Raw genomic sequence first — 13933 nt, 5'->3', positions numbered from 1 at the left:
AAACTGTTAAATAGCAACGATATTAGATAGAAATAATGCTAGATACTACCTTTGCGTTTAAAAGTTATATTGATGCTAAAGATGAAAGAATCCTTGGCCAGCTGCACACTTTGCCCACGGCAATGTGGCGCAAATCGTACTAAGGGCGAATTAGGATACTGCAGTACGGACTCTGAACCTCTAGTTGCCAGCATCACCATTCACAAGGGTGAGGAGCCTGCATTATCGGGAAGCACTGGGGTTTGCAACGTGTTTTTTGCTCATTGCAACCTAAGCTGTTGCTTTTGCCAAAACCATCAAATTAGTCGAAACTCGAACCATTCGAGCCAATGGATAAGAGATTACGAAACTATTATACAACGGATTGTCGAAATACTTGACCGAGGGATAAAGATCCTTGGGTTTGTTTCGCCAACCCATCAGGTACCACAGATGGTTACAATTATCGAAATGCTTAACCAAATTGGATACAAACCGCGAGTAGTGTATAACTCCAATGGATACGACTCCCCGGAAGTACTAAGAATGCTTTACGATTATGTAGATATTTATCTCCCAGACATTAAGTATTTTGATGATGAACTTGCAGTAAAGTACAGCCATGCTCCCAGCTACTTTTCTATTGCAACCAAAGTATTAAAAGAGATGATTTGGCAAAAGGGAACATCCCTACAGCTTGACGATGAGGGCATAGTTGAGCAGGGAGTAATTGTACGGCATCTGGTTTTGCCCGGTCATTCTGCGGATAGTATGAGAATACTGCAGGAGATAAGCGAAATTTCGAATAACCTAACCATCTCCTTGATGAGCCAGTTTCAGCCCTCTAATGACAGTTTAAACTGCATTAGCAGATCGGTGACAAAAAGAGAGTACGAGGTGGTGGTTTCTGAGTTGAAACGAATGGGTTTCCACAGGGGATGGGTGCAGAATATGGGAAGTAACACATATTACCTACCCAATTTCGAAAAGAAAAATCCTTTTAACGACTAATCTTTTACACCTGTATTCCAACAACATACAAAATCGAGGCTACAAAAAATGAGTGATTACCAAATAATTATTACATTTTTTTTTGTTTGTGAGAAAAAAATGTAGAAATTTGGTATAGAATTTAACTAGAAGCAACTATGAGAAAAGTACTCATCCTTACTTTATTACTGGCATTTACCTTTTCAGGTTGCCGTTTTTTCGAAAGGTTTAAATCCGACAAAGGGGAAGACACCCTAGTTGTGTGGCAGGCCAAGCAGGACAGCATTAAGCAAGCCGAAATGCAAAAGGCTAGGAAACTTGAGGAAGCCCGTCGTGCCAAGGAGAAAGCCATTCAGGACTCGCTTATGCGAATTAGGGAAATGGAAGCCCGTAACCGTTACCATGTTATAATTGGTAGTTTCAAAGTACCTTCAAACGCCAATGAGTACCAGAAGCAGGTTGCCAAGTTCGGTTTCCAGAATCCTAAAATTGTGGAGTCGCCCAATGGATTTAAGATGGTTTCGGTTGGTGCATTCGAAACCTACTCGAAAGCAGCCACCGAGATACTTAGGATTAACCGTTCTAAGGAGGAGCCCATTGAGATGTGGGTTTATGAAGCTGGTAAATAGATTACATAGATCTTACTCCAAGAGAAGTTTTAAGATAGGTAAAAAAAGGGCATATGCCCTTTTTTTATTTTAAAAATGTTAACAATAATTTGGGTTAACTAACAATTGTTATTTGCGGTAATTGATTATTATTATATTTTTGGCTCGTTTAAAAAATCATTACAACTGACACCGTCTATTAATTCTGGCAAAACATCAAATAAAAACAAACTAAAATGGAGAAACTAAAAAAAACATTACGTGATTCGGCTGGTATGCGCTGGCTGGTTCTTATTCTTATTAGTAGTTTAATGTTTTCTACTTACTACTTTCAAGATTTTTTTTCGCCCCTTAAAGACTTAATGCAGTCTGAATTTGGCATAAACAGCGAGGAGTTTGGTCGAATTATCGCTCTAACCACTATTGCCAACGTGTTTGGTATGATTATTATTGGCGGGATAATTCTTGACAAGTGGGGAATTCGTCTAGCTGGCTTAGCGTTTGGCTCTCTTGCTACGCTTGGAGGTGTTGTTATAGCATTGGCCTCTTTAGGCGTATTTGGCGAAGACAAAGGTACAGTAATTACTTGGATGATTATTGGACGTGTACTTTTTGGCTCAGGTCTTGAAGTGGTTTGCGTGGTTGTTACTAAAACTATTGTAAAATGGTTTAAAGGCTACGAACTTGCTTTGGCAATGGCTATTAATATGGGTTTTGGCCGTTTGGGTTCTGCGTTAGCAATTGCAATTTCGCTCGATATTGCTGGTGTTGCTATTGCTCCTGCTGCAATTTTTGCCGCATCGTTAATTGGTATGTCGCTAATATTCTTCTTGGTTTACATTATTTTCGATGTGAGATTAGATGGTCAGACCAACAATGGGGTTAAGAAAGAACATAACCCCGAGGATGATTTCAAATTTAGTGACCTTGTAAAACTTGCTACAAACAAATCATTTATCTACATAGCCTTACTTTGCGTTGCTTTTTACTCAGCCGTTTTCCCTTTTATGCAATATGCACCCGACCTTTTAGTAAACAAATTTGAATTCTCATATGTACTACCCGAGGGTGCAACATTTATTGCTTTTGGTAGTGAAGCTTTAGGAAGCACTTTTGTTTATATTATTCTTTTTGCTTTTGCTCTTTCTATAACTTTGGTGCCTGCAAACTTAAAGGGTACTCAGTCTAAAATGTTTGCTAGAATTATCATTGTTTCTGCATTCGCTGCTTTGGTTTTTGCAAACAGAGAAGTACTTGGGCAGTGGATGATAAATGGTCCTAAAGTGGCGTCGCTTATTCCTCTTGGAACTATTATTTTTACTCCTATCTTTGGCAGTATTGTTGACAAGAAAGGGAAAGCAGCTACGCTAATGATTTTAGGTTCGCTATTGCTCATCTTTGCTCACCTCTCTCTTTCTGTTTTCAATTCTGTAACATTGGCCTATGCTGGCCTTTTGAGTTTAGGTGTGGCTTTCTCGCTTGTACCTGCCGCAATGTGGCCTTCTGTTGCTAAAATTGTTGCCGAGAACCGTTTGGGTACCGCATACGCATCGATGTTTACAGTTCAAAACTGGGGGCTTCTTGCATTCTTCTGGGGTATAGGTGCTTTACTTAATAAAGTAAACCCAGTTGTGCTTAAGGCTATTGAAGATGTTAGAAAGAATCTTTTAGCACAAGGATTTACAGGCGCCGAAGTGAGCGATAAGATTAAGATTATGCAGCTTAGCGGAGAGTTGCCTTACTATGATTACACTTGGCCAATCCTTATGCTAGTTGCTTGCGGTATTATATCAATATTCCTTGCATTTAAACTTAAGCAAGCCGACAAAGAACAAGGTTACGGCCTTGAGTTACCATCCAATGGATAGGTGTTGGTTAACAAAGCATAACAAAAAAGCAGGAGAAAAACTCCTGCTTTTTTTTTTATTCAACCTTTGTAAAAACGAAGCTATTCACATAGTTGTAATTTGCAAATTACCTAAAGAGTTGCATTAATATTTTCAAACCAAGCAATAGAACTGCAGCAATTAGGTACGAACACAAAACATCTGTAAGCCGAGAAGAATCAATGTTCATACCCAGAAATTTTGCTAGTTTAAACCGAATGGCATACCAACCACAACTGCCAAACAAACATTGACCATTGCGTAATATCAACTACACATGATGGGGAAACCTAGAAACGGTAACCAACGCCAAAGCGTACGGATGCATTGAAGGGGAATGTGTTGGGGTCGTAATGATCAAGCGTTAAAAGACCTAACCTAAAATAGGGCTCCACAACAAAGTTTACATGTTTTGTTAATGGCAAACCTATGCTAACAGCACCAATGGCAGCAGCACTATACCATTTCACACCATCGGTTTGGCCAACGTACTGACCAAACGAGCTGGCAACCTCGAACTGATTATTCACCAGCACACCCACCGCAGCTCCCAGCCTAAAATCGAAATCTACTCCACCTCCACTTAGCCGAGCAGAGAGTAATAGGGGCAACTCGACATGATGAAACCTTTGTTTTAAATTGGCTGTAGTTATGTTCGATGATTTGAGCACATCCTTGGGAGCCTTGGCTAGAGTAGCAATGTTAGAGATGCCGGCAATGGAACTTTCAAGGGAAACCTGCCCGTACGATGTATTTGCATACAGGTATGACAGGTTTTGCTTAACATTTCCGCCATACAGCAGAATTAGGTTATCAATATTTTGGCCCGTTGGGTTAACGGTAACACCTGTAACCAACGAGAACGACTTGTTTAGCTGACGCTTTACCTGTATCTCTCCACCCCAAAGCCAAACACCGCTCTCTCTCACGGTGTTGTTTTCAGCCCTAGCAGCCATAGTGTGGCTGGAGTATAGTGGGTTGAGGTATGCTGTTATTCCCCAAGGATTCTTTACTTGCGATTCGGAGCGGAACACCTCAACTTTAGGGCTCTCTGCATTGTGGTTAGGCCTATGATTATCAATATGATTTGGAGAGGGAAATGTTGAATTCACCAACAAAGGCTGGGCCTTACGCCCCACTATAGGTAAAGTTGGGCTCTGCACATTTTTGGTATCAGAAATCGCGCTGGGCTGCACTTCACCGCTGGGCTGCTCATTTAAAGGTAGACTCAAAAAATTACTTCTTTCGGGAAGTAAAATGTTATGATCAATGGGAGTTTGAACAATTCTGTTAGTGCTCACTGAAAATGCATACTGATCAACCTTGTGCTGTTGAAAGTAGAAGGTGCCTAAAGATACTGATATCATCAGAAGGATACTCGCGGCTACGGCAGCAACATTTCGAATAAAAACCCTACGCCTTTTACTTGCCAGAAAGTCGAGGTGCTCGTTTATACCCCGCCAAACCTCAGGTTTAGGCACAACCCGAATGGATGACAGCTTGCCAACGTACTCCTCATATGGTCCTGGCGTGTAAAACGGCATAATCCTCAAGCTTTTCTATCTGGCTAACCTTCTCCCTTAGGATCGTCCTAGCCCTGCTATAGTTTGATTTACTGGTAGACTCAGATATATTTAGCAGCGTTCCTATTTCGGCGTGTGAATACCCCTCAATGGCGTATAGGTTAAATACCAACCTGTACTGCTGTGGTAGGCTAGCCACCACGCTAAGCAAGAGCTGATAATCTGCATCGAGGGTTTCTAGCTCTTGGCCATCCATCGACTCCTCGTTTATCTCAACCTCTCGCCCATCGCCTTTTCGCCTATGGTACTCCAACGCTGTATTCACCATAATTCGGCGTATCCACCCTTCAAAAGAGCCCTCGAACCGGAATGAACGGATTTTCTCGAACACCTTGATAAAACCATCCTGCAGAATATCGCGAGCCACCTCGGCGTTGGGGTAATACCTTAAGCACACACCATACATTGCAGGGGCATAGATTGCATACAAGGCCTGTTGCGCTTTGCGATCGTTGCTACGACACCGCTCCAGAATACTCCTATTGATATCCAAGTGATGCTGTATTAGGGTTATACATCAGCTAATATAGCACCATTTGGTCACATATCATATAGATGATAAAAAAACTTTGGGGGTTGCGTGGGGGAGTAAAAGAAAAAACACTAGTAGATCTAGGGTTCTAAGTTTGTCTCGAGCCAGCCTATAGCAGCAACTAAATCGTGTTCATTCTTAATACGTATTCTGTTTTGCCGTAATAGTTTTCTTGACAAGTGGGTAGAGTCAGCAGCAAATGCATTAACAAACGATCTTCGGTTTAGTGCAACACTCCTAAAATTTCCATCTTGAGTCTCTACAAAATAGTTGGTACGTGGGAATATGGCTATGGCACGCTTGGCGTTTCCCCCAATGTGAATTATCTCAACATTTGAAGTTTTTTCAACCCATCGCTTGGCATAGAGTGTTACCTTACCTTTCCTCAAAACTTGAAGAAAGCTACTTGTTTGATTCTTAAAAAAAGTTCCTTTGGTGAACACTAAGGCGCTATCAGATTGGGGTAGCTGTAATGAAAAACCTAAGACCAGACTTTTATCAACACGCACAGTGCTAGAAGAATTCTGCTCTAACCATATCAACTCGTCTTCGAGAGCATTATATCTTAATAACTGGTTCTGAACAATATCTCCACTTTGTAGAGTAACTGTACCAATTGCCCATTCATCCATAAAATATTTACTTCCTGCAAATATTTGGTTGTCGATAAATTGTTCGCCAGCTAAGGTAGGTTTAGATATAGTTAAATCACACTGAGCCATTACTCCCAGAGGGAACAACAATAAAAGCGAGATTTGCAATAGGAATATTCTCATAAAACACTTTTCTAATTTTATTTGACAAAAAACCTGTCGGTTGTAGAGGCTTTTCTGCCCTTCTCATCATAACCATTCAGCACTATTACATACTCTCCCCTAATATGGCTAGTATTAAAACTAACGTCAATTGGTTTATTCTGATCTACGGTTAAGTTAGTTTGCCAATGCAGCACATAACGAAAATCTGGAATTGACTTCATTTCTGATACCTCATGGTTATACTCAATCTCTTTGCAGAAAGAATCCACAAAATGCTCAATCCTAGTGCTTGGTAAAAGGGGCTGAGTATCAATATTAGGTTTTAAGAAAACGGCAACTATACCATGAAACAATTTTTCACCAAAGCGCCAAGGTAAAGTAACCAATTCAATCCTTTCAATCTCTTTCGAACCATATCTGACAACCTTACTAAAATCCCAAAATGGCATTCCATTTATAATCATCAGTGGCCTATTCTGAAAAAAATTGAATGATTCTTGAGTATTCATAACAGACACAAGGGCTTCCGTATCTCGAATCCTTACCCTTAGTTGAGGAATTATTTCGCGGGCTATCTCTCTAAAATCATCGAGCTCTTGATAATCGGATAAAAGATAGGTATAGCTAGGCGAGGTGTAGACCCTTGGCAATTTCTGGGTAACAGAGCGGTTGTTAGAATTGGGTATAAAATATTTGGTGCCAAAAAGTTTCTGAATAAGAACTACGTTCTGGGCTGTTCGAATAAAATTTGCTTGATCCGAACTAAAGGTTACACTTTTAGGAATAAACTCATCGTCAAGTTCAAACTTATGGTGTAGCGTCAACCCTACTCGTCCTACATAACTTGATGGGTCTGGCATTAACAGTACATTCTTGCCCATATAAGCAAAGGAGAGATGAAAACAAAAGTTTCCAAGTGAGTCGGAATGTGTATACTGCAAATTTATTAATGAATCGGGTGTTGACAGATAAATAGTAGCACCGCGAATGGGTGTATTAGTATCCAAATCCCTAATCGAACCAGACAGATAAATTCCTTCTTTTTCTTTAGGATAGCAGATTCCATTATTATCACGCTCAAAGTAAAGGCCCCTAGCCTTCATAGGTCTATTTACAGGGGGCAGTAAAAAATGCTTTGGCACAATGGAGGTGCTAACTATCTCGTTGAAGGGAAGACTATCTGTTTCAATTTGGAATTGAACCCCTTGACGAGTGGTATATTCAGGCGCATTAGTCTTGCTAGTTAAATCATCTTCATTCTGAATTCCTATACTATTAGATGAACTCGACAACGCTGATATAAACTCCTGGTCAAACCTATTTACCACAACGAGCTGCTTGCTGGGAAATGAATTAGATCCAAAATTTTTTAAATAGTTGGTAAACCCAACTATCTGATAATAACCTGATGAAAGGGTGTCGGACAATTCAATACTACACGTAGACCTTCCGTGCAGAAATCGTACTGTTGCCCTCTGAACAACCTTTTGATTTTGATTGCGAACCAGAATATACCCTACTCCACTGGTTTCACTTGAGTCATCAAACCCCACAATGCTTAATGAGACGGCTAACTCCTCTCCCGCAATATATATATCCCTATCGGTAGTAATAAAAAGGGTCTCGTTAGTCTCAATATTCGAAGGTTGAGAGGTTGCACTTTGTACCTGAACAAGCCACAACGTGAACACTAATAAAAGCCTGAAAGTATAATTTACAAGGGTAATCATTAACTCTTATTTTTGGGTAAACCAATATTCTGGAGGAGATTCGCGGTACATATCGAATCTGGGTAAATAGCTCAAATCGGAAACCAACTCAATGAAAATATTATTAGGCCTCAGTGGTTCGGGATTAAACGCAAAAGTTTTGGTTACTACTGATGAAGCCTCAAAAAAACCCATCACCCTTTTAGTTGGTGTTGTTACACAATGCATATTCCCTTTTAATTGAGAAGGCATAGGGTCAAAAAGGCTACCCTCTGCATCGAGTTGCTGCTTAAGCTGTTTATAGTATTCATACGATCTTTCGTTCAGAGTATATTGATTAAGAATAAGCATACGCTTATAAACATGATTCATCCGTAGAGAGTCAGGAATAAGAACCTTTACGCCACGGGTAACAAACCCTATGCTGTGATAGATTGACGATGATCCATCCATATTAAAGCCTGGGATGGGAACATTTGGCTTATCGCCGGTAGTTACCATCTCGTGGCAAAAGTAGTACGTGGGATCAGCCAAATAATCCATAAGGCAATAGAGAGTCAACAATTCTGTTTCAAACCTCATCATTGGTGCTTTTTCTGTTTCCGATTGTATATCTGCCATAACGGTAACACCCTCTACTTGAGTCAACGTTTGCTCGCCCTCATAACTTGTTTCAAGGAACTCTTTCACATCCCATTTCACATCTAACTCGTCAACTTCAATTGGGGGCATTATCCTCTGAGGATCGGATCGATACTCCTCTCCGTCGGGTGTTATAATTGTAAGTGCATAAGAAATACCAACCTGCGCATTAAGTTGCACTTTGTTTTGGTAAATCCCGGGTCTAATCTCCTGAAACTCATAAAGGTTATTCTGGTTATCGCTAACATAAACCTCAGCAGCCGACACTGGAATACGCTGGTAATCTTGGGTATAATCGGTAGAAGTGGAAAGCTTAACCTGATGATTATTGGAGCCACAGAGGATCTGCCCCTCCACAACCAACATTGCGTTGCCACTATCAACCTCGGGAACAAAAGGTTCTACGCAAGCACTTACACAAACAGAAAGTGTTGCAGAAAGTATTATGATGATTCTGTTCCTCATTGCTAAAAAGTAAAGTTATAAGTTATGGTTGGTAGGGGTTGGCCAATAATGTACATTTTGTATAACCCATACTTTTGATATCGGCTCTCGACGGTTGGCTGCTCCTTTTTATAAAACACGGAGTACACATTTTTTCTTCCATAGATATTAAGAATCGAAAAATTCCAACTGCCTTTACCCCGAGCATTAAGTTTTAAGTTTTCGTCGCGCGAAATGGAAATATCCAGCCTGTGGTAACTTGGCAATCGATACTTATTCCTATCGGAATAGCTAATGGCAAGCTGATCCTGATACTCGAAAATTTGTTCAGGGTAGGTGACCGGGCGCCCAGTATTATAGGTGAAAGTTGCATTAAATCGCCAACGACGGGTAACCCTATAGGTTGTGTTGAGCACCAAATTGTGAGGGCGATCGAAACTTGAAGGGAAATAAACATTATCGTTAATTTTGAAGTGCTCATGTACCTCATCGGTTCGACGCAAACTTCTGGACCACGTGTAGCTAATCCATCCTGTGAGCGTTCCGGTTTTCTTTGACAAGTAAAACTCCGCCCCATAGCTATACCCCTTAGCCCTAACCAAATCGCTATTTATATGCTCATTAAGCAACACCCTAGCACCGTCGCGGTACTCCACAATATTATTAAGAAATTTATAGTACGACTCTACATTTAGTTCCAAATCGTAACGGGGGAACAGCCTGTAGTAACCAATGGCCACCTGATCGCCCCTCATAGCACCCGTATGCTCATTGCTTAGCCTCCATACATCGGTTGGGGACATAACTGCCGAGTTTGAAATAAGGGTCACAAACTGCTGGTTTCTATTGTAGCTGAGCTTTACAGAACTATTATCATTTAGAAGATAACGAAGTCCAACCCTTGGCTCGATGCCAAAATCGGTCCACGCTGGCTCCCATTTGGCAAAGAATGTGGTATCAATGATATGCTGTGGTAATCTTGGAAAGCCATCATCATATACAAACTGTTTTGCTGGCCCCATCAAACCGAACCATGTCCCCCTCACACCAACCTCTGCACTTATGCTCGAACTTATATCAAAATCGGAGCTTAAATAAAGCGCTGTTTCTATGGCATTTTCGTTGGCGAGGGATAGCGATTTAACATAGGACTCCTCGCCAAGAGGGGCAATGCGACCAGGGTTAATATCATAATCGATAGCTTGCAATCCGAAGCTATAGGCCCAACCAGGAGCAGGTTGATAATCGAAATGCCATTTTAGAGTATTATAGCGAATCGAACTGTTCAGCTCAAACGCATCGCGTGGCTGTATATTAATGGGTTGTTTTACCTGATTAGCATAGTTGCTCACACCTAGGGTGAAGCGTGAGGTTAAATTATGTGTAAATACCGAGCTAAGCCTTAACGAAGCTATCTGGCTTTGGTATCCGTGCTGAGCCTGACCAGCCAACAGGAATGCATCGTTACTCTGATATCCAAATATTGACAATGAATTTTTAGGGCCTAGATTTAAGGTTAGTACCCCGCTAAGGTCATAGAAATTGGCTGAGCTATTCATCAAATCCACATCTGGGATCCTGTTTAGCAACCAGTTTGAGTATGATGTTCTGCCTCCGATAGAAAGAAACACCTTTTTCTTTAGCAGTGGGGTCTCAAGGTGAAGGCGGCTATAAAGCAACCCAACCCCTCCGGTTAGCTTTGCTCTCTGTGGGTTTCCTCCCCGCTTTCGAATATCCACTACCGATGATGCTCGCTCGCCATAGCGAGCAGGAATACCCGCTTTTATAAGGGTAACCCCGGTAACCATATCGGGATTTACTATTGATACCAAACCGAAAAGGTGCGACGAATTGAAAAGGGGCATATCCTCGACAAGGATTAAATTCTGATCGGAATCGCCACCCCTAACATTAAACCCCGTTCCGAACTCCCCCATGCTTTGAATGCCGGGTAGATATGTAAAACTCTTAATAATATCCTTCTCACCCATTGCCCCTGGAAGTTCCTTCATCATCAACGGGTCAATTCGAAGGGTACTCATCTGAGTACTTCTTATGTTTTCGTCCTTTCGAAAGGCAGTAATGGTTGCCCCTTCAAGCTGAACGCTCTTTTCGAAAAGATCAAAATTCAAATTGCCGGGAGCATTCACCTTGATAAGATAGTAGCTATCCTGATAGCCTAAGTAAGATAAGCGAAGCTTATGCTCCCCTGCCGGAAGGGTAATTGAGTATGCCCCATCGGAATTCGATGAAACCCCAAGGCCCAAACGCTCAACATATACAATTGCACCTATAAGCGGCTCTCCTGTGGCGCCATCGAAAATGAAACCCTGTATTTTTGCACTTGAGTAACGCCCATAATCCAAGGGGCTACCAACAACCACCGCTTGATGATCACCTAGGAGAGGTTCGGCTTGAAAATCTCTTAAAAAATCTCTGGGCAACAAAACAATATAGCCATCTACATTAATAACAGCTAAATTAAATCGGCTAGAAACTGCAGCGATGGCTAACTCAAGCCCCTTATCAACCAACCCTTCACTGAACTCATGGCCAGTAAACCAGGTAGGGTTATAAAAGATTTTGGTAGCGCTGTTGGATTCGAGTCTACTAAAAAGTTCATCTGCATCAATGAATCTCTCTGATTTATTTTGTGCAATGCTATTGGTTACAGAGATTGAAATTATGAATGCAATGAGAAGTATAGTTCTATAATTCATACAAGTACTGACACTTATTTTATAAATTCTTGAATTACATTTTGTAATAGTGTAACATTTGGATCGTATCTAAAGAACATATAAATAATACTGTTGTAATGGTTAAAACGCTTATCCTAGGCGTAGTTATCTTCTATACACAATAGTTCCAAATTGCTAAAATTAAATATTGCTATAATTAAAACCCTATTAGCTCAGCTAACTATTACTATACCAATTAGTACTATATTTAACAATAGACAGACAGAACTCTAAAACTCATAATTACTCTTTTTTAACAAATGTTCTTTCAACAAAGAATCCTTGTGTCCTATGGTTTAGTTCCAATCTTTCCTTTTCAAGTTTAACGACAGACCACATTACATTACTACCTGTATATATGTATTTTAAATTCAATGTGTTTTTTTTATCATCATAAACCCACTCCCCTTTGACATCCTCTTTATTGGAAGGGTATTGAATTACCTGCCTAAATGTAGCGTCATCGAATAGATATAGCGTTAAAGGGTAGTTCTCCTTTTCTCTAACTCCATTAACATAGGAGACATCCATTTCCCAGGTTCCTATAAGAATATCTGACTTACGATTGCAACCTAGAAATAAAATTAATATGAAAGAAAATAGAATTGTGGAGTTTATAATATTTTTCATAGTATATAAAGTATAATGTTTTGATTAATGATTGAACTTTGACTCAGGGTCAATCCACATTCTTGTGGTAGTGGAAATATTCTGAGGCACATTGCTAGAATTGTAAAGGTACTCTGTTTGGGGGTATAGAAACCTCCTTGGCACAGCACTACTAGCAACTGGCTGTATAGCGGGGTATCCTGTGCGTCGCCAATCTAGCCATGCCTCAGGGGTTAAGAACATAGCAGTATACTTCGCAACCAATAGAGTTTCCAAAGAAAACTCCACGCTTGCAATGTATGTTTCTAACCACTCTTTGGTATACACGTCATAATCAATCAACGACGATTTTACCGCATTAGCAAAAGCCTCCTCGGCAGCATTGACGTCTCCTTTTCTGAGGAGGTACTCGGATTTAATAAACATCCATTCTGTGTAGGAAGCAAGAGTAATATGGGATGTTATTGAGAATTGCGAGTCGGCCAGTGTAGATGCGTTTGGGTTATCCTCACCGGGAATATTTCCGGTATAGGAATCTCCAGCTTGCTTGAAATACTTTGGCAACCTAGGGTCATCATATTCCTCTAAAATCTTAAGTAAAACATTTGAAGCCCTAAGGTTACTCTTATGAGCAGATAGGTATTGCCCACGAGGGTTGGGTCTTTGCAATTCTTCATAATCAATAATAAATGCATCACCTGGCTCCATGAATATTTCATTATTGAATTCATCAGCAAGTTCATCAAAGCCATTCACTTTCGCAAGGTGTAGTAAAAACCTCACTCTCAGGAAGTGTGCATACCGTATCCAGTAGCCTGAATTCCCTTTAAAGAAAATATCCTCGTCAACTGGGTGGTACTGTTCTCCATACTCACCAAGCTCAGCAATCCCTTGATTAAGCAGTTGGAAAACTTGAACGAAAATATCTTTCTGGTTATCGTAGGCGGGTTCCAATACTAGTTCATCTGAGTCAAAGGACTCAGAGTAGGGTATATCTCCCCATAGGCAAGTAGCAAGGCCCAAGGATTGTGCTGTTAAGACTTTAGCTATACCGCTGTATTTCCCATATCCATGCTCTTTGGCAATAGCTGAAATTGATTGAAGATTGGAAAATACTCCCAAGTAACAGGCCTGCCAACTTCTGTCGAAGTGTGTGGGCTGCAGGCTATAATTCTCCACATCGAGCATAGTTCCATCAACACCAGAGATTTGCTGTGAAAATATGCTGCCAAACAATGTAGGTTCGGCGTAAGTTAATGAGATCAGGTTGCTTTGCGTGCTATAAAGCAATGCCGAAAGTACTTCTAGGGGTTCCTCGTCGGTATCGGTTTTCCAATCGCAAGAAGACATAACGGTGAAACAAAAGAGGGCTATAAAAAAAACATTTCTCTGTAAGTAGTGCATATATCATTCAGGTTTAACCACAACTTCTTATTATACAAAGGGGTAAAA

11 protein-coding genes are annotated in these 13933 nt (G+C 40.6%); 3 read left to right on the top strand and 8 right to left on the bottom strand.

The annotated features are described in order from the left end of the window. Positions 1-72: 72 nt before the first annotated feature. The 3 genes from G8O23_RS00865 to G8O23_RS00855 all read left to right on the top strand — a co-directional run bounded on the left by G8O23_RS00865 (position 73) and on the right by G8O23_RS00855 (position 3445). On the top strand, positions 73-990 hold the full coding sequence (locus G8O23_RS00865) for a radical SAM protein (protein ID WP_219932345.1): 918 nt from the start codon (positions 73-75) through the stop codon (positions 988-990). A 137-nt stretch (positions 991-1127) separates the two neighbouring features. Further along, positions 1128-1598, top strand: coding sequence for an SPOR domain-containing protein (locus G8O23_RS00860; RefSeq protein ID WP_166360743.1), 471 nt, complete (start codon positions 1128-1130; stop codon positions 1596-1598). Between the two features lie 215 nt (positions 1599-1813). Next, positions 1814-3445, top strand: a complete 1632-nt coding sequence (locus tag G8O23_RS00855) for an MFS transporter (protein WP_166360741.1) — start codon at positions 1814-1816, stop codon at positions 3443-3445. Positions 3446-3753: 308 nt separating this feature from the next. On the opposite strand, the gene G8O23_RS00850 is transcribed toward G8O23_RS00855, so the two are convergent. From G8O23_RS00850 to G8O23_RS00815, 8 genes are all read right to left on the bottom strand, one after another. Continuing rightward, the gene (locus G8O23_RS00850) at positions 3754-5007 is read right to left on the bottom strand and encodes a hypothetical protein (protein WP_166360739.1); all 1254 of its coding nucleotides are present in this window, start codon (positions 5005-5007) and stop codon (positions 3754-3756) included. After that, the gene (locus G8O23_RS00845) at positions 4979-5539 is read right to left on the bottom strand and encodes an RNA polymerase sigma factor (RefSeq protein WP_235942225.1); all 561 of its coding nucleotides are present in this window, start codon (positions 5537-5539) and stop codon (positions 4979-4981) included. The genes G8O23_RS00850 and G8O23_RS00845 overlap by 29 nt, the downstream gene beginning before the upstream one ends. Before the next feature lie 119 nt (positions 5540-5658). Next, positions 5659-6354, bottom strand: a complete 696-nt coding sequence (locus G8O23_RS00840) for a hypothetical protein (RefSeq protein ID WP_166360737.1) — start codon at positions 6352-6354, stop codon at positions 5659-5661. A gap of 17 nt (positions 6355-6371) precedes the next feature. Continuing rightward, the gene (locus G8O23_RS00835; RefSeq protein WP_166360735.1) at positions 6372-8066 is read right to left on the bottom strand and encodes a hypothetical protein; all 1695 of its coding nucleotides are present in this window, start codon (positions 8064-8066) and stop codon (positions 6372-6374) included. Between the two features lie 6 nt (positions 8067-8072). After that, the gene (locus G8O23_RS00830) at positions 8073-9152 is read right to left on the bottom strand and encodes a DUF4249 domain-containing protein (RefSeq protein ID WP_166360733.1); all 1080 of its coding nucleotides are present in this window, start codon (positions 9150-9152) and stop codon (positions 8073-8075) included. A 2-nt stretch (positions 9153-9154) separates the two neighbouring features. Next, entirely contained in the window at positions 9155-11851 is a 2697-nt protein-coding gene (locus G8O23_RS00825; protein ID WP_166360731.1) for a TonB-dependent receptor, read from the bottom strand. Positions 11852-12115: 264 nt separating this feature from the next. Continuing rightward, a complete protein-coding gene (locus G8O23_RS00820; protein ID WP_166360729.1) occupies positions 12116-12502 on the bottom strand; it encodes a hypothetical protein in 387 nt (128 codons plus the stop codon). A gap of 24 nt (positions 12503-12526) precedes the next feature. Further along, positions 12527-13885: a SusD/RagB family nutrient-binding outer membrane lipoprotein gene (locus tag G8O23_RS00815; protein ID WP_166360727.1), complete on the bottom strand. Its 1359-nt coding sequence runs from the start codon at positions 13883-13885 to the stop codon at positions 12527-12529. Between the last annotated feature and the right edge of the window lie 48 nt (positions 13886-13933).

Origin of the sequence: Perlabentimonas gracilis, from assembly GCF_011174675.1 — a bacterium.
In the GTDB taxonomy this organism is placed as follows: domain Bacteria; phylum Bacteroidota; class Bacteroidia; order Bacteroidales; family Tenuifilaceae; genus Perlabentimonas; species Perlabentimonas gracilis.
This window is presented reverse-complemented; position numbering and strand designations above follow the sequence as displayed.